Source organism: Nostoc spongiaeforme FACHB-130 (genome assembly GCF_014698475.1).
Taxonomy (GTDB): domain Bacteria; phylum Cyanobacteriota; class Cyanobacteriia; order Cyanobacteriales; family Nostocaceae; genus Nostoc_B; species Nostoc_B spongiaeforme.
In genome coordinates this window covers 1-23,745 of the sequence record NZ_JACJTB010000016.1, presented here as the reverse complement: position 1 = coordinate 23,745, position 23,745 = coordinate 1, and the positions used below count along the sequence as shown (strand labels likewise).

At 40.6% G+C, this 23,745-nt stretch carries 25 protein-coding genes and 1 tRNA gene; 10 read left to right on the top strand and 16 right to left on the bottom strand.

The window, feature by feature from the left end; all coding sequences use genetic code 11:
* Positions 1-87: 87 nt before the first annotated feature.
* The 4 genes from H6G74_RS14025 to H6G74_RS14010 all read right to left on the bottom strand — a co-directional run bounded on the left by H6G74_RS14025 (position 88) and on the right by H6G74_RS14010 (position 2,857).
* Positions 88-360, bottom strand: coding sequence for a type II toxin-antitoxin system RelE family toxin (locus H6G74_RS14025; protein ID WP_190968247.1), 273 nt, complete (start codon positions 358-360; stop codon positions 88-90).
* The gene (locus tag H6G74_RS14020) at positions 347-559 is read right to left on the bottom strand and encodes a hypothetical protein (protein ID WP_190968246.1); all 213 of its coding nucleotides are present in this window, start codon (positions 557-559) and stop codon (positions 347-349) included. The genes H6G74_RS14025 and H6G74_RS14020 overlap by 14 nt, the downstream gene beginning before the upstream one ends.
* A 187-nt stretch (positions 560-746) precedes the next feature.
* Complete coding sequence (locus H6G74_RS14015; protein WP_190968245.1) at positions 747-1,943, bottom strand: DUF1624 domain-containing protein; 1,197 nt, start codon at positions 1,941-1,943, stop codon at positions 747-749.
* Positions 1,944-2,083: 140 nt separating this feature from the next.
* Entirely contained in the window at positions 2,084-2,857 is a 774-nt protein-coding gene (locus H6G74_RS14010; RefSeq protein ID WP_190968314.1) for an ABC transporter permease, read from the bottom strand.
* Positions 2,858-3,029: 172 nt separating this feature from the next.
* Here H6G74_RS14010 and H6G74_RS14005 point away from each other — a divergent pair, with 172 nt between their 5' ends.
* From H6G74_RS14005 to H6G74_RS13995, 3 genes are all read left to right on the top strand, one after another.
* Positions 3,030-4,970 (top strand): FAD-dependent oxidoreductase, encoded by a 1,941-nt coding sequence (locus H6G74_RS14005; protein WP_190968244.1) that lies wholly within the window; start codon positions 3,030-3,032, stop codon positions 4,968-4,970.
* A 98-nt stretch (positions 4,971-5,068) separates the two neighbouring features.
* Complete coding sequence (locus H6G74_RS14000) at positions 5,069-5,506, top strand: hypothetical protein (protein ID WP_199340996.1); 438 nt, start codon at positions 5,069-5,071, stop codon at positions 5,504-5,506.
* Positions 5,507-5,788: 282 nt separating this feature from the next.
* Positions 5,789-6,727, top strand: a complete 939-nt coding sequence (locus tag H6G74_RS13995; RefSeq protein ID WP_190968243.1) for a glycosyltransferase family 2 protein — start codon at positions 5,789-5,791, stop codon at positions 6,725-6,727.
* Here H6G74_RS13995 and H6G74_RS13990 read toward each other — a convergent pair.
* Complete coding sequence (locus H6G74_RS13990) at positions 6,703-6,897, bottom strand: DUF4347 domain-containing protein (RefSeq protein WP_190968242.1); 195 nt, start codon at positions 6,895-6,897, stop codon at positions 6,703-6,705. The two genes, H6G74_RS13995 and H6G74_RS13990, sit on opposite strands and share 25 nt — an antisense overlap.
* Positions 6,898-7,085: 188 nt before the next feature.
* Between H6G74_RS13990 and H6G74_RS13985 the strand changes: the two genes are divergently transcribed.
* Complete coding sequence (locus H6G74_RS13985) at positions 7,086-7,763, top strand: rhomboid family intramembrane serine protease (protein WP_190968241.1); 678 nt, start codon at positions 7,086-7,088, stop codon at positions 7,761-7,763.
* 487 nt (positions 7,764-8,250) lie between these two features.
* Here the strand turns inward: H6G74_RS13985 and H6G74_RS13980 are convergent, their stop codons facing one another.
* The 3 genes from H6G74_RS13980 to H6G74_RS31530 all read right to left on the bottom strand — a co-directional run bounded on the left by H6G74_RS13980 (position 8,251) and on the right by H6G74_RS31530 (position 9,656).
* The gene (locus tag H6G74_RS13980; protein ID WP_190968240.1) at positions 8,251-8,427 is read right to left on the bottom strand and encodes a hypothetical protein; all 177 of its coding nucleotides are present in this window, start codon (positions 8,425-8,427) and stop codon (positions 8,251-8,253) included.
* A gap of 3 nt (positions 8,428-8,430) precedes the next feature.
* Positions 8,431-9,372 (bottom strand): SPFH domain-containing protein, encoded by a 942-nt coding sequence (locus H6G74_RS13975; protein WP_190968239.1) that lies wholly within the window; start codon positions 9,370-9,372, stop codon positions 8,431-8,433.
* A 149-nt stretch (positions 9,373-9,521) separates the two neighbouring features.
* Positions 9,522-9,656, bottom strand: a complete 135-nt coding sequence (locus H6G74_RS31530) for a hypothetical protein (RefSeq protein ID WP_277927154.1) — start codon at positions 9,654-9,656, stop codon at positions 9,522-9,524.
* Positions 9,657-9,664: 8 nt separating this feature from the next.
* Here H6G74_RS31530 and H6G74_RS13970 point away from each other — a divergent pair, with 8 nt between their 5' ends.
* Both H6G74_RS13970 and H6G74_RS13965 read left to right on the top strand, forming a co-directional pair.
* Positions 9,665-11,038: an S-layer homology domain-containing protein gene (locus tag H6G74_RS13970; protein ID WP_190968238.1), complete on the top strand. Its 1,374-nt coding sequence runs from the start codon at positions 9,665-9,667 to the stop codon at positions 11,036-11,038.
* A gap of 191 nt (positions 11,039-11,229) precedes the next feature.
* Entirely contained in the window at positions 11,230-12,282 is a 1,053-nt protein-coding gene (locus H6G74_RS13965) for an SGNH/GDSL hydrolase family protein (protein ID WP_190968237.1), read from the top strand.
* On the opposite strand, the gene H6G74_RS13960 is transcribed toward H6G74_RS13965, so the two are convergent.
* Both H6G74_RS13960 and H6G74_RS13955 read right to left on the bottom strand, forming a co-directional pair.
* A complete protein-coding gene (locus H6G74_RS13960; protein WP_190968236.1) occupies positions 12,224-13,000 on the bottom strand; it encodes a class II aldolase/adducin family protein in 777 nt (258 codons plus the stop codon). The two genes, H6G74_RS13965 and H6G74_RS13960, sit on opposite strands and share 59 nt — an antisense overlap.
* 182 nt (positions 13,001-13,182) lie before the next feature.
* Positions 13,183-13,761, bottom strand: coding sequence for a Uma2 family endonuclease (locus H6G74_RS13955; protein WP_190968235.1), 579 nt, complete (start codon positions 13,759-13,761; stop codon positions 13,183-13,185).
* 53 nt (positions 13,762-13,814) lie between these two features.
* On the opposite strand from H6G74_RS13955, the gene H6G74_RS13950 reads away from it, so the two are divergent.
* The gene (locus H6G74_RS13950) at positions 13,815-14,858 is read left to right on the top strand and encodes a M42 family metallopeptidase (protein WP_190968234.1); all 1,044 of its coding nucleotides are present in this window, start codon (positions 13,815-13,817) and stop codon (positions 14,856-14,858) included.
* 129 nt (positions 14,859-14,987) lie between these two features.
* Here H6G74_RS13950 and H6G74_RS13945 read toward each other — a convergent pair.
* Positions 14,988-15,059 (bottom strand) — tRNA-Thr (locus H6G74_RS13945).
* A 33-nt stretch (positions 15,060-15,092) separates the two neighbouring features.
* Between H6G74_RS13945 and H6G74_RS13940 the strand changes: the two genes are divergently transcribed.
* A complete protein-coding gene (locus tag H6G74_RS13940; protein WP_190968233.1) occupies positions 15,093-15,362 on the top strand; it encodes a DUF3493 domain-containing protein in 270 nt (89 codons plus the stop codon).
* 204 nt (positions 15,363-15,566) lie between these two features.
* On the opposite strand, the gene H6G74_RS13935 is transcribed toward H6G74_RS13940, so the two are convergent.
* Complete coding sequence (locus H6G74_RS13935; RefSeq protein ID WP_199340994.1) at positions 15,567-15,887, bottom strand: hypothetical protein; 321 nt, start codon at positions 15,885-15,887, stop codon at positions 15,567-15,569.
* Positions 15,888-16,565: 678 nt separating this feature from the next.
* Here H6G74_RS13935 and H6G74_RS13930 point away from each other — a divergent pair.
* Together H6G74_RS13930 and H6G74_RS13925 are read left to right on the top strand one after the other, a co-directional pair.
* Positions 16,566-17,372: an LmeA family phospholipid-binding protein gene (locus tag H6G74_RS13930; protein ID WP_190968232.1), complete on the top strand. Its 807-nt coding sequence runs from the start codon at positions 16,566-16,568 to the stop codon at positions 17,370-17,372.
* A gap of 249 nt (positions 17,373-17,621) precedes the next feature.
* Positions 17,622-18,275 carry a tetratricopeptide repeat protein gene (locus H6G74_RS13925; RefSeq protein WP_190968231.1) on the top strand — a complete coding sequence of 218 codons (654 nt, stop codon included), beginning with the start codon at positions 17,622-17,624 and terminating at the stop codon, positions 18,273-18,275.
* A 59-nt stretch (positions 18,276-18,334) separates the two neighbouring features.
* Here H6G74_RS13925 and H6G74_RS13920 read toward each other — a convergent pair whose 3' ends face one another.
* The 4 genes from H6G74_RS13920 to H6G74_RS13905 form a co-directional block, all read right to left on the bottom strand.
* Positions 18,335-19,903 (bottom strand): DHA2 family efflux MFS transporter permease subunit, encoded by a 1,569-nt coding sequence (locus H6G74_RS13920; protein WP_190968230.1) that lies wholly within the window; start codon positions 19,901-19,903, stop codon positions 18,335-18,337.
* A 152-nt stretch (positions 19,904-20,055) separates the two neighbouring features.
* Complete coding sequence (locus H6G74_RS13915; protein WP_190968229.1) at positions 20,056-21,318, bottom strand: MFS transporter; 1,263 nt, start codon at positions 21,316-21,318, stop codon at positions 20,056-20,058.
* 65 nt (positions 21,319-21,383) lie between these two features.
* Entirely contained in the window at positions 21,384-22,850 is a 1,467-nt protein-coding gene (locus H6G74_RS13910; protein ID WP_190968228.1) for an HlyD family secretion protein, read from the bottom strand.
* Between the two features lie 157 nt (positions 22,851-23,007).
* Positions 23,008-23,475 (bottom strand): MarR family winged helix-turn-helix transcriptional regulator, encoded by a 468-nt coding sequence (locus H6G74_RS13905; RefSeq protein WP_062297402.1) that lies wholly within the window; start codon positions 23,473-23,475, stop codon positions 23,008-23,010.
* Between the last annotated feature and the right edge of the window lie 270 nt (positions 23,476-23,745).

Below are 23,745 nucleotides of genomic sequence, written 5' to 3'. Positions count from 1 at the left end.
TGGGTTCTACTTCGTTTCACCTAACTTAAATTTTCACTTAAAATTCAACACTTCTATGTGTGATATATAGTTTTCAAAAATATTTTCTTAAGGAAAAATCTTATAAATATCTTTACGATGTGTAACTCTTTGACAAATTAGTGTTTGTGTTTCTTTATCAACAGTAATACCTATCCTGTAATTGCCTACACGAATCTTATATTTATCTTCATATCCCTTCATTTTTTGGAGATAATCCAAATCAAAAGGATTTTCTGATTCTAACTCCTGAAAAACAATAGGTTCAATTCTGGCTTGAACATCTTCTGGTAAATCTGCCAGTTCCTTTAAAAACCTTTTAGTATATTCAACTTGCCACATTCTTTTGCTTTAAGCTTTGGTAATATTTCAATGCTTTCTCTTTAGTCAGTCGTTCATCATTTTCTGACTCTTCCATTAACTTTACCAAGCCGTAGTTTTCTAATATTTCTTCAATTTTTTCAAAGTCAGCAATAGAAATTTGTACAGCAATAGGCTGCTGATTTTCATCCATCACGTAATTTTTACTTATTTCTAGCATTGTTCTGACACTTGAATTAAGTTATTGACCAGCTTGAACTCAGCTTTCAGCTATATAAGATAATTCTATAGCAATTCTGTTTGATATATTAAAAATCGAGAGTCATAGTTAAGACCCTTCCTTAAAAAGCCTACGGTGTACACTGTAGCACCTTTTAGGAGAGGGATAGGTATGTCTCATATTACAGTTAGTTTGATGGTAACTTGCGAGAATGCTGGGTTTTGTAACTTCTAAACCAACTACAAAGAGGATAAAGCAGAATTATCATAATTATCCAAAAATTGTAGAGCATTGGTAAATCATATCCATAGTTGGTAGGCATTAGGGAAGAAACCATAAAAGGCATAATAATTGCCTTTAACCCATATTTAGGTAAAGCCAGCAAAATGGCTGCTAAATGAATCAGCCAGATGTGAACTATATAAAAGAATAAAGGAACCTGACCAAATAAAACTAGAGGTTGAAAAATCCTGAATCTGTACTTTTCAAATAGATAAAGCAAGAGCATTGCTATACCGAGTGTGATTAACAAATACAGTAATGAAGGTGGATATTTCTGACAGTTAATAAAAGATAATATGGTAAACGAAAAATTATTCTGTACAGTCCAAGGGTACGGGTCGCCATAGATATTTACAGCGCGGAGAACCACAAAGCCAGTAATTAAACCCAGTCCTAACCGCAAGAACAATCTCTGTCGCAAACTTTTTTCCTGCTTCATGAAAGTTCCAAAGGCATAACCTGTTGTCATTAACCCAATCCAAGGAATCAGAGGATAGCCAATAAATAAATTTTTATTAGCAAAAAGCATCAGCCTTTTAGGTTCATGAAGAATTGCCCATAACCAACCCCATCTTCCTAGTTGTTCAACATGAATCTGATCAAATAAATTGTGTCCACATATCAGCACAATTCCGAAAGAGGCTATGAGAGGAATTGGCATTCTAACTAATGCTGCTAACACAACCATTGACCACCCAATTGCCCAGAGTACCCCCGCCACCGAAAAAGAGTAGGTAGGTTCAAATGTCCAGCCAAAACGTACTACTGTTAACTCTAAAAACACTAACCATAGTCCCCGAATTAGTAGATAGCGTGATAATTCCTGCTTGGTTTGCAGTCGATTCTCAAAATAAAGATAAGCTGCTACTCCAGCCAAGAATATAAATGTGGGAGCGCATAAATGAGTTACCCAGCGTGTAAAAAATAAGGGTATATTTGTTTGTGTTAAGTCTGTGGGGCGGAAGCGAACATTAGTAAAAAAAACTCGCACATGGTCTAGTACCATTAACACCATTACTAAGCCGCGCAGCATATCTAGGGAGATGATTCGCTTAGTTCGTAATCGGTCAGAATTAGAATTTGTTGTAATTGAAGAATCCATAGTTTATGTAAGTCTATTAATAATCATCAAAATAAACCCGTCCTTACACCCCATCCAATCGAAAATTAATTGGTCTACAGTTAGTGGTGGATATTTTTATATCACTCATTAATTCTGAATTCTGAATTCTCAATTCTTTTTCATAATTTTCTTTCTACCAGTAACATACGGCGATAAGATAACCATCCACTAGTTATCATTACCAAAGTAAAAATTAATAAGAACCAAAAATGTGATGCAATCTCACTAATTTGCTTGTCATTTGTTGAAACTCCCACGAATGCTTCATTCATGTGATAAATCGGGTTGTATTGGGCGATATTGATTAAACTTTTCGGAAACAATGAACTTGGTAAAAAGGCTCCACCTAAAATTAATAAAGGTACACCAAAGGCAGCAACTAAAGAATTTACATCTTCAATTCGTCTAGCTAATTGTGTACCTAAAATAAAACCTAAGCCAACATAAGCAGCGATACTCATCAAAATAATGATTAATCCTAAAAAAATTGAACCTTTAAATGTCGCACCCCAAAACGCAGCAACAGTATACACGAGTAAAGCTTGTCCTAAGCCAATGCAACTATGAGCTAAAAAAATTCCGAGAAAGTAGGATATACCACTCAACGGCGAGAGAAACAAACGTTTGAGGGTTTGTTGTTCTCGTTCTGCAACGACAGTTGCAACTGTACCACCCAAACAACTGAAAAATAAAGCCGCACCCACTAATGTGGAAGGTGCAGTATATTCAAAAGCTGTGTTGATCGGTAATTTTGCTCTTTCTGCTAAAATAAATCCACCGAGAATTAAGACAGAAATTGGAAAAATACTCCAAAAAATGAGGCTGCGTCGCCGACGGAGTAATTCAATTAAGATGCGCTGGGTGACAGCGATAGTTTCGCACCAATATTTCATCTCATTTAATCTCCAGTATTGTTTACGCTTGACAATTTCTGCCATTCTGGCAAAATAATTCAGTTCGGGATTTAGCACGGTGATCACAGAAATATTCTTAACAATACAATCTGCGAACTCACAGTGATCATTTCACGACTTTGTTAGATGGGAAAAGTTAATTTTGTAACCAATGAGCCAAATACCTAATTTGCTGGAATCATCTACTATCTCCCGTCGTACACTGCTGAAGTTGTTCGGTGTCGGTACAGTTGCAGGAGTTACAGGATACTCGCGGTTTAGTAAGCCTAAACCAACGGTATTTCAAAAAGATACTCTAGATTTGCCACAAATATTAAATAAATCTAAAACTGTTGTTGTGATTGGGGGTGGTTTAGCAGGTTTAGCTTGTGCTTATGAATTAAGTCAGCGAGGATTTATTGTCACTTTGTTAGAAAAATCTCCACAATTAGGTGGCAAAATTGCTAGTTGGCAAATAGAGGCGGCTGGTGAAACCTTTATGATGGAACATGGGTTTCATGGCTTTTTTCCGCAGTACTATAACTTGAATAGTTTGGTAGCAGAATTGGGGATAAAGGATAATTTTCAATCGCTGAATTTTTATTCTGTGGTTTATCAAGATGCTAAATACAAACCAGAGGTATTTCGCCCCAGCCATTCGGCTTTTCCTTGGAATATTATAGATTTAGCGATCGCATCTCCAAATCGCTTCCGTTGGGGTATTAATTTAACGAAAATCAAACATTTGCAAGTCTTTCAAGCTATCACCGGCTTTCAAAGAGACAAAAATTATCAGCGATTTGATAATATATCTGTGGCTGATTGGGTAGAAACAGAATTTCCCCAAGGTTTATATGATTTATATTTTCTGCCTTTTGCCAAATCTAGCTTGAATGCACCAGATTTAATGAGTGTGGGAGAACTAATGCAGTTCTTTCATTTTTACTTTTTTGGCAACCCTGAAGGACTGGCTTTTAATGGCACAAAAGACGATATGGGGACAAGTTTAGTCCAACCGATCGCTCAAGCAATTGTGCAGCGTGGCGGTAAAATTATCAACGATGCAACTGTGACTGAAGTTGTAGCTGTTAACGGTAAGATTGATGGCGTGAAATATAGGACTGATGGTAATTATAATTCTGTGCCGTTGACGGTGGAAAAAAATACCGCGATCGCAGATAACAAGATAGAATATTTTGGCGCGGCTGATGAAGTGTTTGCATTACCATTAGGTTCTCAGCAAGCAATTTCTCTCACCTGCACTCATCAAGGTTGCACTGTCCAAAAAGCAGAGGATGGTAGTTTTCAATGTCCTTGTCATGGAGCAGCATTTGCGACTGATGGTAAAGTTATCAAAGGGCCTGCAAAACGAGATTTAGCTAAGTTTCAAGTAGTACAACGAGAAGGTGATGAATTGCAACTAATAGCAGTTAATCAAGATTTGCCATCACCAGAAAAAGTCCAAGCAGATTATTATGTTTTTGCTACCGATGTGCCGGGAGTGCAAACATTATTTCAGCGTATCAATGGTGATGTTGATGCTACAGTACAAAGCCAAGTAAAAAATTTGAGTATTGCTGATCCTTTTGCAGTATGTCGCTTTTGGTTTGACCGCGATTTTGACTGGCAACAAAGTAATTTTACTTCTTTGTCTGGCTACCAATTAACAGATAGCATCACTCTTTATCATCGCATTCAACAACAATTTATTGAGTGGTCACAAAGCACTGGTGGTAGTGTGGTTGAATTACACGCTTATTGTTATAAAGAAAAGCAATTTCCCACCCAAGCAGCTTTGCTAAAAACTTTTGAACAAGAACTGTATGCCATTGTGCCAGAGTTAAAACAAGCCAAAATTTTGCATCGAGAATTAGTTAACCAACATAACTTTTCAGGATATCCACCTCATAGTTATGCTGAACGTCCTGAAACTAGTACGAATATTCCCAACTTAATATTTGCTGGTGACTGGGTGAAAATGCCTTTTCCCTGCGGCTTAATGGAACGTGCTGTGAGTAGTGGTTTATTAGCTGCCAATGAGATTTTACACCGGGAAGGTTTACAGAGGCGATCGCTATTCTCTGTCAATCCTGAAGGACTATTGCAGATATAAGGATCTAACTAGATCCTTGATTTCTCAAAGGAATCGAGGATCTGGGGTTTTTTGAGTTATTATCGGTGACAGATAATATATAAATTAAGAGAATTTTGATGCAAGTGAATAAAATAGCCTTGGTAGTTGCAACAGTTCTTACTATGTCACCCTTGACTTTAGTAATGGCAAAAAATGTGCAAGCTGCTACTGTCGAAGAAAGAGTCAAATCAACACCCAGTAATCAACCAGAACAATCTGTACAAAAAACTTTTACAAATCTCATCAATGCCATTGAACAAAACAATTATACAAACTTTATCTCTCAGGGAAATCCAGCTTTTAAAGAAGGTCTAACCAAACAAATATTTACACATGTTAGTGAACAATTAGCGCCGCGCCTCAAGAAAGGTTATTCCTCTGTTTTCTTAACAAAATTAAACCAGCAAGGCTATCAAGTTTACTTATGGAAATTGTCATTTAAAGATGGCAGCGATGATATTGTAGCGAGACTTAGCCTGAAAGATGCAAAAGTAGCTGGATTTTGGTTGAATTAATACCAATAGAACTTATGCACCAAGATTATCTGTGAAGAATGGGTGTAAGGGTGAAAGGGTGTGGGGTGTAAGGGTTTTAGATACATACACACCAAAGGGGAATTCAAAAGTCAAAGAATTTTTAACTTTTGACTTTTGACTTTTGACTTGATTTTGCCCTTCCACCCTCACACCCGTAAACCCAGCCTCCTCATTCTCCCCACTCCTTGACCAATCAGGAACCGTGTCTAGTACAGTATTGTCATAAGCTGGAGATGGGTAATTTCTGTTGTGGGTGAGAATGTGTTTTTCAGTGTTGTGATACCAACTTATAATCGTCTGCCGATTTTAGAAAAGTGCCTCCGAGCCTTGGAAAAGCAGGAATTGAGTGCGTCAACTATCGTGAGTGATTACGAAGTTGTGTTAGTCGATGATGGTTCTACAGATGGAACCTTAGAATGGTTGGCAGCACACAAGCAAGAGTTTCCCCATATCCGATGCTTTCAGCAAGACCATGCTGGCCCGGCGGCGGCGCGGAATTTGGGGGTAGAGCAAGCACTTGGTGATACGATTATATTTATCGATAGCGATTTAGTAGTGCTGAAAAACTTTCTGCAAGCTCACGCTGACGCATTATTGCAGGGAAAAGAGAAATTAGGAAGCGATCGCTTTTTTACTTATGGTGCAGTAATTAATACTTGTAATTTCGAGAATCCAACTGCGGAACCTTATAAAATTACCGATTTCTCTGCGGCTTTCTTCGCTACAGGTAACGTCGCCATTCCTAAACATTGGTTAACTAAAGCCGGATTATTCGATACTGGTTTTCAACTGTATGGATGGGAAGATTTAGAATTAGGTGTCCGACTAAAAAATTTAGGACTGCAACTAATTAAATGTCCCGCAGCCGTGGGATATCATTGGCATCCACCATTTAATTTAGAACAAATTCCTAACTTGATTGAAAAAGAAATTCAACGCGGCCGTATGGGAGTTTTGTTTTATCAAAAGCATCCCACTTGGGAAGTGCGAATGATGATTCAAATGACATGGCTGCACCGTTTACTGTGGGGCATTCTCTCACTTAATGGCCTGCTGAATGAACGCACAATGGCTCCCTTTTTACGCTGGCTGATTAAATTAGGTAAACCCCAATTGGCATTGGAAGTAGCTCGGATTTTTCTCAATTGGTACAACGTCAAAGGCGTATATGAAGCTTATGCACAGTCAACTGAGAAGTAAAAGTTAAGAATTTCTGCGGCTTGCCATTGTTGTAGTTTTTGACAATAACTGTTGAGGTTATCTAAATTGAGTCGGCTATTACCTAGTTGCAAACAACCTGGGCTACCGTGAGCAATTATTTGGATACTGGCTACTGGGTAATTTATACACAGGGCGCTGATTTGAGCCACACCCTGACATTCTTCGCCGCGTCTGCCTTAGTTATTTTTGCGGACTGGCTTCGGTTGTATATTTTACTGGCTATATTGCCCCTTTCTTAAATCTGTAGCCTTGAAAGCTACTCGTTACTCTCTACTTTCTCACAACTGCCAGCTACACAAGCTATATTGCAGTTAATTGATAATTAGGAAAAACACCTGTGTTTCCACTCTATGACGAAAATCCCACGCGAATCACACCGTATTTCACTTACGGTTTGATTGGCATGAACGTTTTAGTTTTTCTTCATGAAGTGAGTTTGTCTAATGCCCAGTTGAATCTTTTTTTCCGCGAGTATGCTGTAGTACCCCAAGAATTAACCTATAACTTTTCTGGTGAATGGATAACTTTGATTACATCACAGTTTCTCCACGGTGGTTGGTGGCACTTGATATCTAATATGGTGTTCTTGTGGGTTTTTGGCAATAACATCGAAGACCGTTTGGGTCATTTCAAATATCTGGTTTTTTATTTGGCCTGTGGTGCTTTAGCCGCTTTGTGCCAGTGGGCAATAGGAATTAATTCTCCTATTCCTTCTTTGGGGGCTAGTGGTGCAATTTCTGGAGTTTTAGGTGCATATTTAATTCGTTTCCCTCATGCCAGAATTACAACCTTAGTATTTTTAGGTTTTTTTGTCACTACAATTAGTGTTCCAGCACTAGTAGTCATTGGCATTTTCTTTATACAGAATGTCATCTCTGGTCTCGCCAGCCTGCAAGCTGCTGCTAATATGAGTGTCCAAACTGGAGGCGTTGCTTATTGGGCGCATATTGGTGGCTTTGTTTTTGGAATTATACTTGCGCCCTTGTTTGGTTTATTTAAACGTGACTATGAATAGACTATAAAGAGTGCTGATGAGTGCTGGTATATTCACATCTTGCCCTAAGCAACTGAAGTCGTGGCTAAACAGACAAAACCCTTGATTTTACCCTAGTCCGCATATACGGACTACCCTGCGGGAAGCCCTCCGGGTTCAGCAGTCGCTTATGGGGGAAGCCCCCAAGACCGCGCTGCTTCACCGCTTGCACGTCTACATTTTTATAGCCGAGCCAGTGCGTTGGGCGGGTTTCACGACTCCCTCACTGGCGTGCGAATTCTATCAGACTGTTGGCGAATTGATAGGCAGTCTTACCCCTTAACCTCAATCCCTCTTAATTTATTGAATTTCATTGCGTTTCAACGCACTTGAGCTATTAGCCCACAATTTATTGCTGGGCGGGAAAGCAACGCTAAACCAAAGTTTTAGAGGTAAGGTGTCTAACCCATCGTTAATTGACCAACAGTCTCATTTCATTCATTGGGGCTAGGTGGAAAATATGTGTATATTAATCTTGCTCTGATTGACTCTTGTCTTGTTTCCAGCGTCCGGCCTTCTTCACAGCTTCGGTTAATAAATACTCGATTTGTGCATTTACACTTCTGAGTTCATCTGCTGACCATTTCTCCACTGTCTCGTAAAGTTTTTCATCCAGACGTAACAAAAATCGTTTTTTTTGTCCCATTTTTTAGTTATAAAGCGTTCCAGCATTGATAACGGGTTGGGCAGTTTGCTCAGAGGTGAGAACAACCAACAGGTTATTAATCATAGAAGCTTTGCGCTCATCATCCAAATTAACCATTTGTTCAGTAGCCAGACGATTCAAAGCTTCATTCACCATCCCTACTGCACCTTCGACAATCTGCCGTCGTGCATCAATTAAAGCTTTTGCTTGCTGTCGTCGCAGCATGACTTGAGCGATTTCTGGTGCATAGGCAAGATGCGACAGCCGTGCTTCAATTACTTCTACACCCGTTACTTCTAAACGCGCTTGGAGTTCTTTTTGCAGGGCGTGAGCGATTTCATCAGGAATTCCCCGCAGCGAAGGAGTATTTGTTTCATCTGAACTATCGTAGGGATATCGAATGGCTAAAGACCGAATAGCAGTTTCACTTTGAATGGCGACAAATTCAGAGTAATCATCGACGGCAAACTTTGACTTGGCGGAATCAAAAACTTGCCAGACTACAACCGCTGCAATTTCAATTGGGCTACCTTCTGCATCATTAACTTTAATGATTTTACTGTTAAAGTTGCGAACCCGTAACGAAATCTTTTGCTTGCTGACAAAGGGATTTGTCCACCAGAAGCCAGAAGAGCGAATGCTGCCGACGTATTTTCCAAACAGCACCAACACCACCGCTTGATTAGGCTCAACACTAAAGAAACCCGACAGCGACGGGACAATAACAACTAACAGCGTAGCAGTCAACCAAGCAATAAGCTCTGCAACGCTATCTTCACCACCGATAAAATCAGTAACCTTCAAGCCTCTTGCTAGTAAAGCTTCTAGCCCTTGCACCCTAGACACTAGATACCACCCGCCAATCAGTATGAGCGCAACTACTACAGCCAACATGATGAAGCCGTTGACCTTAAACGCAGGAAATTCCTTGATGTTTTGTTCCATAGGTTTTATTAGCCCAATTTTATATCATTATGATATCATAATAGTATCAAAATTCGGGCTATTTAAATCATCAAAGGGAATTGGCAGGGGTGCCTTGGGGGAGATGAAGATACGCTCTCGAATGGCACTAAGAAAACGTGATGTTTTGCTTACGTTCTTGGTAGAGTAAGTAAATCTAGGGGATCGCACAGAGCGATCGCTATTTCTAAAAAATCCTGATTCCAATCGATCGTGAACTTTTGCCAGTCTGCGCTAGGGTAGAAAAGGACACGTAATTTATCCATTATTGCTTGTGCTTCTTCGCAAACATCCAGCCGCCCTATTAAGTTTGGCTGTTTTACTTACTTCCCTAACAGCTTGTAGCAACACTCCAGCCGCTAAAAACCTGGAAAATTCTTTGGCGGCTGATCCCCGACTGCAAAACAACCCAGTTGTTTTGGGAGAAACTAATACAAATGAAGCACCAGCACAAAACGCCACAACAGTCCAGCTTCCTGCGGATTTTCCTAAAGAGATTCCGTTATATACAAATGCCACACTTCAAGAAGTTACACCTGCGAGTAGTTCAAACAATCAAGTATCGACTCGCTGGTTGAGTTCTGACCCCAGCAATTTTATTACTAGCTTTTATCGTAGCCAGTTGCAAGATAATAACTGGCAAATTCTACAACAGCCAACTGATGATGTGGGTACTTTTGAAGCACGACGCAATGATTTGTTAGTCAAGGTATCTATTCAACCCCAATCAGTGACAAATCCTGCACCTAATCAACCACAAACAGCTACCAGCATAGTGATTGATTATGCGCCAAATAGTACCAATACTGCACAATCTCCGTCCACAACTAACAATACTCCCCAACCTGGTGAACCGCAGTTTATTGGGCCAGTAGCACCTAACACTGCAACCTCCCAACCCACCACTACACCAAATAACTCAACCACCACTGCAACTACAGCAACATCTCAAGAATTTTCTGACCTCAACAAAGTACCGCAAGAATTACGTCAACATATCCAAGACTTAGCTGCATTGGGTGTGTTATCGGTGGAATCTCCAGCCACTAAGGCGAATACAAATAACACGAATTTATTTGAACCTGGGAAAATTATCACCCGCCGAATGTATGCACGGTGGTTGGTTGCGGCTAATAATGCGATGTATCCAAACAATTCCACCAAGCAGATACGTTTGGCTAGTGAAAGTACGCAACCTGCTTTTAGTGATGTAGCAAAAACAGACCCAGATTTTGCCGCAATTCAGGGACTAGCTGAAGCTGGTTTAATTCCTAGTACTTTATCGGGAGACACAACCGTAGTTTTGTTTCGTCCTGATGCACCTTTAACTAGAGAACAGATGATTTTGTGGAAAGTACCTTTGGATACTCGCCAAGCTTTACCGACTGCCAATTTAGATGCTGTTAAACAAACGTGGGGTTTTCAAGATGCTGGAAAAATCGACCCGAAGGCCTTAAGGGCAATTTTGGCAGATTTCCAAAGTGCAGAACAATCAAATATTCGGCGAGTATTTGGTTATACAACGCTATTCCAACCGAAAAAACCTGTGACTCGTGCTGAGGCGGCGACGGCTTTATGGTATTTTGGCACACTAGGCGATGGTGTATCGGCTGCTGATGCTTTGAAGGTGAAGCGATCGCCCACCTGATTCTTCTTTATACAATATTCGTAAATCGTGAAAATTCAGTAAATATATTTTGCTGTGTCTTTATCTGCTGAGAGTTTTTCAGTAAAATTGCAGAAATTTGGAACTGTAACTACAAATTTTAACCATCATTTAAATATACAGTCGGTACATTTACCTTTTTTTCAAATATCTCTTTACTGGATACGCAGCAGATGAAAAAACAATTGTTGGCGGCTGGCTTTGTCGTTGTATCTTTGGTGTTGCCGCAGAAAGCTTTGGCTGCGAATTTTAGCCAGCTTTATGTATTTGGTGATAGCTTATCTGATACAGGTAATGTTTTCAATGAAACAGGTGGTACCTTTCCCCCAACTAACAGTTACTTTAATGGACGTTTATCTAATGGCCCTTTGTGGGTGGAATATTTTGGCAATCAATTAGGACTACAGCCAACTTTAGTTACTAATTTAAATAGTACTATTCCCACTCAAGGTATTAACTTTGCCTTTGGTGGTTCTGCTTCTGGTTTGGGTAATGCAGTTGTCCCGACAGCACAAGCACCAGGAGTTTTAGGACAAGTCTTTTTATTTGCCCAATCTTTGTTGGCTAATAACCAAACAGCTGATCCAAATGCACTATATGTTGTGTGGGGTGGTGCTAATGACTTTCTCTTCCTAAATCCCCAAGATTCATCAACACCAGTCAATAACATTAATCTGGCATTAAATACCCTGGTGAGTGTGGGTGTGAGAAATCTTTTAGTATTCAACTTGCCCGATTTAGGCAAGCTTCCAGGCGCTACTGTCGATAATCGAAATCCGACTAGTCTGACGCAATCAACCAATAATTTTAATTTTGGCTTGCAAGCAGTTGTCACTGCTTTAAGTCAAAATCCCAATCTGAATATTATTCCTGTGGATGTCAATTCTCTATTTAATCGCGCGATCGCATCTCCGGCGACATTCGGTTTAAATAATGTCACACAAGCTTGTCTATCTCGGTTGGATATCTGTCAAAACAACCAAAATCAGTTTTTATTTTGGGACAATTTTCATCCAACTACCAGGGCGCATCAATTCATCGCAGATACCGCACTGGCCGCCATCCAAGCACAGGAAGTTCCTGAATCTTCTACCACTTTAGGATTATTGGCGCTTGGTGTTGTGGGTGGTGTCGGACTACGCAAGCGCCAACCAAAAAAGCTGGCTGTCACTCCAGTAAATCAGGTTCTTGGCGCACAATCATCTCGTATAAAGGTTGAAAGCTGAACCAACCTAAATTATGCGAACCAACTTGAGTATGTGCTATCTCTGCATACTCATGTTTAATGGGGCTAGGTTTACCCGCAGCCTCAGCCAATAATTGTGCTTGACAAGAACGCTCCATTGTGATGAACCACCAAGCAGCTTCATCGACTGAGTGACCAACAGTAAGTAAGCCGTGGTTTTTCAGAATAATGGCTTTGTTTGTACCAAGAGTTTGGGCAATACGCTGGCCTTCCTGCGGGTCAAGCACTACCCCTGTATAGTCATCAAATAAGCTGTGGTCTTGGTAAAAAGCACAGGCATCTTGAGTCAGGGGGTCAAGCAAGCGACCAAGGCTTGACCAACTTTTACCATAGATAGAATGAGCATGGGCGGCGGCGACGACATCCGGTCTAGCTGCGTGAATTTGAGAATGAATGGCAAACGCAGCCCGATTCACTGGGCGATCGCCTAAAATTACCTCACCTTCTTGATTGACTAAAATCAAATCACTAACACGAATTAAACCAAAGTGCATTCCAAAAGGATTCACCCAAAAGTGTTCCGGCGTTTCTGGGTCGCGTGCTGTGATGTGACCTGCAATTCCCTCATCAAAACCATAGCGGGAAAATAACCGCAAAGCGGCGGCTAATCTTTGTTTCCGGTGTAGGCGTTCTTCGTTAATGGAGGTAAAGGTTGGCGGTTGGGGTGCGTTTGGTTTTTGTACAGATATTGTTTGCATATTATTTTTAATGGTGTGGTGCGGTTGTAAAAATCAAAAGATTAACTAACAAAAATTTTAAGCCTCACGCAAAGACGCAAAAAGTTGAGTAAGGATAATCTGAATATGTATAAAAAACTCTTTCTCCCCCTGCACACTGTACCGTTGCGGTCTTTATGATAAGTCTTTTAGCGCACACGATATTATACCTGTCCAGCCGTTAATATTTGGGCTGCGGTTAAATCTAGCAGAGGAAAAGTTATTGATTGAATAATGTCACTTCCTTGAAAGTCAGATTCTTCATACAGTCCATCTACCAAAATCAGGAGAGTAATACGAGCTTTGTCAGGATCAACAATCCAGTATTCCGGTATACCTCGTGCTGCATATTCAGAACGTTTATAGCGGTAATCTCTATCTTCATTGACTTTGCCGGGAGAGACAACTTCAACTACCATTGCAGGAGAAGGCATATCAGGAGTAATTGTAGCTCTTCCAAAAGCGATCGCTTCTACTAACTCTTGTGTCAAAATCATTAAGTCTGGTAGTCGCACACGGGTTCTATTACCTATGACCACAAGTTCTGTATCTTTATGGCGGATGAGTTGAATTGGCACAAACCGGAGAAACTGCGATAGTAGATAAAGAGAAATCAAGTTATTTCTATCGCTTTCTGGAGGCATTTCTACCAACTCTCCATCCACAAGTTCATATTGAGTATCTGTGCCATCATCATAAGCAAGATACTCTTCTAAGGTGAGTTTCCTGACTGTTGTGGTCATAAACTCTTTTCCTGACAATCACTTTAAATTCATATCTTACCAATTTTTATTGAATGTGGGATTACGAGCAGTTATTTAAGATTATTGAACAATTGGTTATGCACCATTCACCTAGCGGTGCAGAGGGTGAGATTAACCAATTTTTACTCCAGCAATTTGCCGCCCTGGGAATAGAAGTGTGGAGCGATCGCGCCGACAATATTATTGCTAAAATTCCAGGGAAAGACTCTAGTAGAGCGATCGCCATTACCGCCCATAAAGATGAAATTGGCGCAATAGTCAAAACAGTTGGCGAAGCAGGTAAAGTAGAAGTCCGCAAGCTTGGCGGTGCTTTTCCTTGGGTTTATGGCGAAGGCGTAGTTGATTTATTAGGAGACAATGAAACTATCTCCGGTATTCTCAGCTTTGGTTCTCGCCATGTCTCTCACGAATCTCCACAAAAAGTCCAACAAGAAGATACACCTGTAAAATGGGAAAATGCCTGGATTGAAACCAAGCGCACCACCGCCCAACTAGAAGCCGCAGGTATTCGCCCAGGAACCAGAATGGTTGTCGGCAAACATCGCAAACATCCCATTCGTTTAAACAATCACATCGCCAGCTACACCTTAGATAATAAAGCTTCCGTGGCGATTTTGTTAGGTTTAGCGCAAACCCTGAAGCAACCAGCCTGTGATGTGTATTTAGTCGCCTCAGCCAAAGAAGAAGTCGGCGCAATTGGGGCGTTGTTTTTTACCCAAAATCAGCAATTAGATGCTTTGATTGCTTTAGAAATTTGTCCATTATCTGAGGAATACCCCATACAAGATAATGAAAGTCCGGTATTGCTGTCTCAAGATGCCTATGGCATATATGACGAAAACTTGAATCTGCAATTGTGCCGTGCTGCCAAGCAACTAGATATATCTGTACAATTAACCATTCTCAGTGGTTTTGGTAGTGATGCTTCCATTGCTATGAAATTTGGACATGTTGGTCGTGCAGCTTGTTTGGCATTTCCCACACAAAACACCCACGGTTACGAAATTGCTCATTTAGGTGCGATCGCTAACTGTATTAATCTATTAAAAGGCTTTTGCGAAACATTCACCGAATAATGGGATGAAATACGCCGATTTCGAGGCATGGTGCAGCAGCATTCTGAAAAACTTAGGCTTAACGTGAGTGATTTTAAGCGTAAATAGTCAAAATATGGTCAAGTGAAATACTGTTTATTGTAGAATCAAAGCCGATGACGGGATTTGAACCCGTGGCCTGCTGATTACGAATCAGCTGCTCTACCACTGAGCCACATCGGCATACACGATTAGAAATTATAGCATTATTTACCAATGGTAGACCTAAATCCCAAAACACGCCTAAATCCAGAACAATATGCCCGTCTCAAAGCAGAAATTGCCGCACCTTATCGCGGCTTACGGCAATTTATCTATATTGGTGTGGGTGCTTCTAGTTTTATTGGCGCATTTGTCTTCTTTTTTCGCGTACTTGCTGGCAAAGAACTTGATACTGCTTTACCGAATTTAGCATTGCAAGTCGGAATTGTTGCCCTGATGGTCTTTTTGTGGCGCTGGGAAAAACGGCGGCAACTACCTAAATAGTGGCATAGCCCAAATATTCAGTTCACATGATACGCCGTGATCACTATTTTCCTGTCTGAACTATACACAGACTCGACTCTTGGATATTCGCTATGAATCCACCATATTTTGATTCTATTGGACTGTGCAGGTGCGCTACCTGAGATACAATACCCTGCCTGAGTCATTAAAGTTTCAAAAGTATTTGAGTCGAGAACTGTACAATTAAAAGCTGTTAGCCCCTGTATCTGATGTTTGTTTAGGGTCATAGCTACCCTGATAAGTCGTAAAAATTCTATATCCTGGTAATACTAAAGCAATTCCAGTGTGGCTATGAATTTCGCCAGGATATTTATAAGGACTATCATCTGGTAAACTTCCACCAATGCGAAAACTAAAACCCAATACCCATACATAGAAACCAGGTAGTAGTAAATCCATGCTATATGCAATAGCTCTCATCGCTTCATTTTCCTTACCAGAAGCAGATTTTCTGCCTATAGCAATTGTTTTGGAGATATTTTTTGGGTTTTTGGTTTCTAACATAGATATTTCAATCACTAATAGTGATCAAGTGGGTGTCAAGCGTTTCACTTGCCATTATGTATTAAGTGTTTTGCAACGCTGTCAACAGATCAGCAAAGATTGAGACTAATTTGTTTTAATCCCTCATATCTAGTATTAGTATATCTCAAAGATAGATGGGATAAGAGTTTCGCATTATGGAAGGCGGTTGGACAGGAATATCTGTCATCTTTTTACATAGCTTAATAATTTTATCTTTCCTTAAATTTTCGACATAATCAGCAATAGAAAGAGAAGAAATATAAAAAAAGTATTAGGAAATTAGGAAAAATCAAAATCTCTGCAAAAATGATAATTGTTCAAACGGGGTCAGCCAATATAAAGACCCTGAAGATAAACACATTGTTTTTAGATAGGGTCAAGTACAATATAAAGACCCTGGATTTAGGAAAAAACTAAAAAATTACCAGCGTCATAACTAGCAGTTTGTTAGCTTGACGCTTTTAACGTTTTTAGGACTTAAGAACACGAAAAATTTACTCCTCGAACTTACATAAGCCGTGTAACATATAACACATTATGTAGAGAAACATTAGCGATTCCAAGTCAGGTTATCAGTACAATCAATCTCTAGAGGGTTGCTGTATCCTTCACATTTTGTTACAAAAGTACAAAGAACTTCTAGAGACGCACTAACTAATGTTCGGCGGACTAACTGGTTTACAAGATCCTAAAGGCACTGACTGGGGTGAGCGAATGCTCAACACAGTGGCCAGCCAAACGATTCGCCATCTATTTACCCAAAGCGAGTCAGTAGAAGTCTTGGTACGCTGCTATCCCTCCAGTAAGTTGTTGCAAGGTAGCATTGATAGTTTCAAAATGAACGGACGTGGCTTAGTGATCCGCAGAGATTTTGCGGTGGAGGAAATGTCCTTTGAAACGGATGCAGTGGCGATAGATTTTGGCGCAGTATTAAGTGGCAAATTAAGCCTGAAGCAACCCACGCAAGCGATCGCCCAAGTAGTATTATCTGAAGCAGGCATTAACCAGGCTTTCAAGGCAGAACTCGTGAAAAAGCGCCTAGTTAACCTTGATGTACCTGCCTTAACAGAATTATCTGGTGGTCAGCCAGTTTCCTTTCCCGAAGTTCAGGTACAACTCTTACCAGAAAATCGCCTGCGAATTGCCGCAAAAGCCGATTTAAATAATGGCGAACTCGTCCCCATAAATATGACAGTTTCTATTGCTGTGGAAAGGCGGCGACGCATTTCTTTTAAAGACCCACAAATTGACCTTGAACAAGTCCCAGAAACGCAACGAGCAACTTCTCAAACCCTGAGTGTGGCACTGGCGGAAATTTTAGATAATATGGTTGACTTAGATCGCTTTGACTTAGATGGAGTCAAAATGCGACTCAATCGTTTAGAAACTGAAGGGCAAAAATTAATTTTCAGTGGATATGCGGAGATTGAACGTATTCCTCGTAGCGGGGGAAGTACAACTTAAGATGTCACACGATTTTGGATTTTGCAGTGCGATCGCCAAATTTTGGAAGTAATCTTCGATTTAAGGGGCTTGCAAAAAATAAAATATCCAATTTTCGAGAGAGGGTATTTTTCTTTTTCCCCCTGCTCTCCGCTCCCCGCCCCCTGCGGTCTCAATGTGCTTTTTCAGATGCTTAACAGCTTGGGGAACGTTAGGTAACGCACTTCCATCTATGATAAAGATTAAGACATTATTGAGGAGTGGAAGGTAATGAAGATTCTACCCATTAGTAGCATCATGCTAAGTCTCATAGCTGCAATTGGTGAATCGCCATTAGTGTTAGCAGTTCCTACACAAGTTGCATTACAAGAAAATGCACAAATTACTCAAAAACAACCACAAAAACTAGCACAATTTCAGGATGATGGAAATTCTGAGCGATCGCAACTAGTACAACAAGCAAACAATTTATTAAATAGTGGTGATTTAACAGGGGCTGAAAAAGTCTTACGTACATTAATTAAAAAGTATCCCGACGATGCTTTTGGACATTTTCAACTCGGTAATGTACTGCGCCGACAAAAGCAACCCGAAGCAGCGATTACGTCTTATCAAGAAGCCCTTCGTCTCAAGCCCAAATATGCTTTAGCTTACAATGCGATCGGTGTTGTGTATGCAACTCAAGACCGTTGGGATGATGCTATTAGTCAATATCGCAAAGCTTTAGAAATAAACCCCAGTTATGGGGAAGCCATGACTAATTTAGGACAAGCACTATGGCAAGTTAATAAAAAAGATGAAGCTGTTGCTTCTTTAGAAAAAGCTTTAAATATTTTTAAAACCCAAAGTCGCAATGATAGAGTTTACCAAATTGAACAAATGCTAAAACAAATCCGGGCCGCTGATAATCCTGGCGTATCTTGAAAAAGAATTCAGTATTAAAAGGTAACAGGGAAATTTCCATAAATCAATTTAACTAAAAGTTAATGGGCAACTGCACCACCAGTTGCTTTTACTTTTTTAATGAATAAAATCGCAATCCCACTGAGTAATAATGCTAGACCAATAAAGTAAAAACAATCATTAAAAGCCATGACAAATGCTTCGCGACGGACGACATTAGAAATAGATGCGATCGCCTGATTTTGTGCCGTACTCAAATCTGCGCCACGGCTAACAAAATATTGTGTCATTTGGTCAATTCTCTGTTGTGTTTCTGGGTTATATAAAGATACAGCATCTCCTAATCTGTTTGAATGAAATTGCTCTCTACTGGTTAATAAAGTTGCTAATACAGCAATTCCGAGAGAACCACCCATATTCCGCATCATATTAAATAAACCACTGGCTGAACCTGCATCTTTAGGATTTAACCCAGCAGTTGCAATAGAGGTTAGCGGAACCATAATTAATGGTTGTCCCATCGCCCGTACCAGTTGCGACCACCGCAATTGATCTAACCCGGTTTGATTAGTCAATCCCGCATTCATAAATGCACTAATAGCAAACAAAGTTACTCCTAACGCCACCATAAACCGCACATCAATGCGTTGCATAACTTTTGGAATAAAAGGAATAATAAATAACTGTGGAATCCCCGCCCAAATTAACACCTCACCAATTTGTAGTGCATTATATTTTTGAATTTGAGCCAGATACAAAGGCAAAATATAAATCGAACCATATAAACCTATCCCTAGGGAAACATTCACAACACTGGCTAACCCAAAGTTGCGATAACGTAATAAACGTAAATTAATAAATGGTTGCTTACGAGTTAATTCAATAAAGAAAAATAAAGTCAGAAAAATTGCGGCAATAATACTTAAACGTACAATCAATGGTGAACCAAACCAATCTTTGCGGCTACCTTCTTCTAGCACAACTTGTAAGGAACCTAAGCCAATAGCCATTGAAAAAATTCCCCACCAGTCACCTTGTTTTAATAACTGAATTTGGGGTGGGACTTGCTTAATTCCATACCACACACCAGCCAGCATTAATGCACCAGGAAACACATTGATATAAAAACTGTATTCCCAACTATAATTTTCTGTTAACCAACCACCTAAAGTCGGCCCAATTGATGGTGCAAAAACTGCTGTAATGGCAAATGCAGCTAGACCTATTGATTGTTTGGCTGGTGGTAAAGTTGTTAAAACTACTGTCAAAGATGAGGGAATTAAAACGCCCCCTGTAAAGCCTTGCAAAGCACGGAAAACAATCATAGAATTTAAATCCCATGCCCAAGCACAGCAAATAGAAAATAATATAAATAATCCAGTATTAACTAATAAATAAAGTCTCAGCGAAAAAACTCGTGATAGCCATCCAGTTAAGGGAATGACGACAATTTCGGCTACAAGATAAGCGGTGGAAATCCAAGAACCTTCTTCTAAAGTTGCGCCTAGAGATGCTTGAATTTCTTGTAATGAAGCGTTAGTTATTTGGATATCTAAAACTGCCATAAAGGCACCAAGCATACTGGCTAATACACCAATCCATGTTCTTAGAGGTATAGGTTCTGGTGCTACAGCCGAAACATTAGCCATAGTAATGCTCCATTTTGAGGGGCGAAGATGGGGAGAATATTAAAAATGTACCATTGATAGGAGTTTAGAGGTGACAGAGTTTTTATCTATCGATACTTTCTTAAATCCCTCTGCGTCTGGGCGTGAAATAAATCACCAAATTCAACACCAATTTACTTCCTATATAAAATACCTTTCTGTTCATAAATCGGTATTACCATTTGCTGTAAAGCGGGAAGTTGTCTACTAAAAAATATTGAACCAATAATACAAGCTATACCATCAATAATTAATGTATTAGGAGCGCCAATTATATCTGCAATTCCACCTCCGATTAAATTACCGATAGGTATCATGCCTAAAAATGACATTGTATATAGACTCATCAATCTGCCGCGTTTATCTTCTTCAACAATAGTTTGCAAAAATGTATTGCTTGCAGCAATCTGTAAAATTGTTCCTAAACCGACAAAAAGCATTGTGAATAAAGACAGTGGTAAAAATCGAGAAACAGCAAAGGCTATAAGACCACATCCTAAGATTGCTGGTGCGATCGCAATTAATTTCCCAATGCCTAAAATAGTTTGACGGGTAGCAAGATATATTCCCCCTGATAATGCTCCCACGCCGGATGCTGCCATTAAAAAGCCTAAAGTTTCGGCACCACCTTTTAAGATTGTTTCGGCAAAAACTGGCACAAGAATTGTATTCTGTAACCCCATTAAACTAACTAAAGCCGATAGTAATAAAATTGCCCGAATCGGAGGAAAGCTGAAGGCATAAATAAATCCTTCTTTTACTCTTTGTATAGGATTACCTTGAATAACCGGAATTTTCCACGGTTTCACGGTCATTGCCAACAAGCCTGCAATTACCGCAATGTAACTCAAACCATCGATTAAAAAACAGTAAGCAACACCAACTCTGGCAATTAACAATCCTCCCACGGCGGGGCCAATGAGTCGCGCCCCATTAATCATAGTTGAATTGATGGCGATCGCATTGGCTAAATCTTCTCTGCGTTCAACGAGTTCCGGGACAAATGCTTGTCTGGCTGGTGCATCTAAAGCGTTAATAAATCCTTGTAATAAACTCAAAGCAATGATATGCCAAATTTGAATCATGCCTGTTAGTGTTAGTACAGCTAACGCTAAAGACTGGATCATCGCCATAATTTGCGTACCAATTAAAGTACGATACCGCGAAAAGCGATCTACAAACACGCCACCAAAGGGAGCTAAAAAAAAGCTGGGAATTTGACTAGCAAATCCAACCACCCCTAACATTAATGGTGAGTTGGTTAAGTCATACACTAGCCAAACGGTAGCCAGTTGAGTCATCCATGTTCCAATGAGGGAAATTCCTTGTCCCGCAAAAAACAAACGATAGTTTTTTGACCTGAAGGCAGGTAGTTGCAACTGTTTAAATTTGGTCATTTGTTATTGGTCATTTGTCATTTGTCAGGAATTGATGCTCATTTAACTCAAGTTCACTACAAACTTCATTTAACTTCAACACTAACTTCCGCAGACATCCCTGGTGTAATCCGTGAGTCGTAACCTTGGATACTCTTTTGGTCTAAAACTATCTTCACAGGAATGCGCTGCACTACTTTGGTAAAGTTACCTGTCGCGTTGTCTGGTGGTAATAAAGCAAATTGAGCGCCGGAAGCAGGGGAAATGCTGTCAACTTTGCCGCTAAAGGTGTGGTGAGGAAACGCATCGAGTTTGACTTCTACTGGTTGTCCTGGGCGCATTCTTTCTAATTGGGTTTCTTTAAAGTTGGCTACTACCCAGTTTTCGTTATCGACAATTGCCATTAATGATGATCCGGCTTGGATTCTATTGCCAACTTCCACTGTTTTTTTACCAACTCGTCCGGCACTAGGGGCAGTAATGTTGGTGTAGGATAACTGCAATTGGGCATCTTTTAATGATGCTTCAGCCTGGGCGATCGCAGCTTTGGCAGCTTCGTACTGGCTACGTTTGACGCTAGTATCTTGAGTTCCAGCTGTCGCTTGTTGCAATCCGCCTCTCGATGCTGCGAGTTTTGCTTGGGCGCTGGTGACACCTTCTTGGGCTTGGGCGAGTCGAGATTGGGCTTGAGCTACCCCAACTTTGGCGGAGGCTAATCTGGCTTGGGCTTGTTCAACTCCTTGGACGGCGGCATTTTTCTGCGCTAAGGCCACATCATAGGCGGCTTTGGCTGCATCCAACTGTTGACGAGCGATCGCACCTTCTTTATATAAGCTGTTGTAACGGTTGTAATCTGTTTCCGCTTTTTGCAAGTTGGCATTGGCTTGGGCTACCTGAGCCTGGGCGGCGGGAATCCCGGCTTGGGCTAATTCCACATCGGCTTGGGCGGCGGGAATCCCGGCTTGGGCTTCTTTTACTGCTGCTTGGGCGGTGGAAATGGCAGATAAAGCACCACTCACATCACCTTGGGCTTGAGTTGTCTTGGCATTGGTGGTTTCCGCAGTTAAGGCAATATTGGCGGCGGCGGCTTCGGCTTGACTACGGGCGTTGGCTAAGGCGGCGGCGGCTTGCTGCACTTTACTTTCATAGTCACGGGGGTCAAGTTTCACTAGTAACTGTCCCGGTTGCACTTCTTGGTTATCGTTGACTAAAACTTGAGCAACGGTTCCGGGAATTTTGCTACTAACTTGGTGAACATGTCCGCTAACAGTCGCGTTGTCTGTTTCTTCGTGAGAGGAAGCGTACTGCCAATAGTTATAACCAAATGTACCTGCGGCGATCGCACCTACACCCAACCCCGCCAAAATTAAAGGCAATCGCTTTTTACTACGGGGTTTTTCTTTTTTCTCTGCCTCTGGCTGTGGGTGGACATCAGTTTCCGGTGCTTCTGGTGTGGCGATCGCTGCATCTAAAGTCTCGGTATCAGTAATTATTTCTGTTTCATCAACAGATGTTTTCTCTTTGTTGCGTCCGTTTAAAGTGGTTGCGGTCATAGTTCTTCTCTTCCTTGCTGAATATGTTGATAGTCTTTTATTTAGAATGCGTACTATTTAGTTACAACTAGCTTTTATTCTTTTATTTAGGATGCTAAATATTCTGTCAAATAAATTTATACATTGCCTCACCCGAATGGGCGATTGTCATCCAGCCTTAAGATAGGTTAGCAATTGCTTTATTTAGCAGTTGAGAAAAGAATTCGCGGTCATCTGGGGAAATACCACGCATAGCTTCTTCACGTAGTTCTGCGGCTAATGGTGGTAAAACTTGTTCTAGTTCCTTACCTGCATCCGTCAACCAGATACGCCAAATCCGACGATCATGTACATCTCGTTCTCGACGGACTAAGCCCCGTTCTTCCATCCGGTCTAGTACGCCTGTTAAAGTCCCACCCACCTGTTGCAACTTCTCACCAATACTGGATGTGGGTAAACCATCTTCTTGCCACAAACAACACAACACCAACCAATGAAATGGTGTCAGCCCAAAAGGTTCTAGTTTGTCAGTAAACTTGCGGGTCAGCAGTTGTGAAAGTAGTTTGATTCGATAACCCAAATTGTAAGGGGCTAAAACTTGCTGCCAAGACTCACAAGTAGTAGAGTTATTAGATTGAGCAACCATTATATAAAATACTTCGTATACGTAATATTCAGCATAACCAGAATAACTCATTTTGGCAAGCGGGTGATAGATTTAGCAAGAAATTGGCACAAGAGATGCGATCGCATACACCATCAAAAGCCACATAACAATTAGCCCCCTCCTCGCCTGCGGGGAGGCAGGGTGGTTTCATACAAAGAAAGAAAAAACTTTGTGCAGTTGGTTAGAGAGGGCACGTTGTGCTTGAGGAATAGTTCGGAAACCAAGTTGGCGAGCGATCGTAATGAAAAA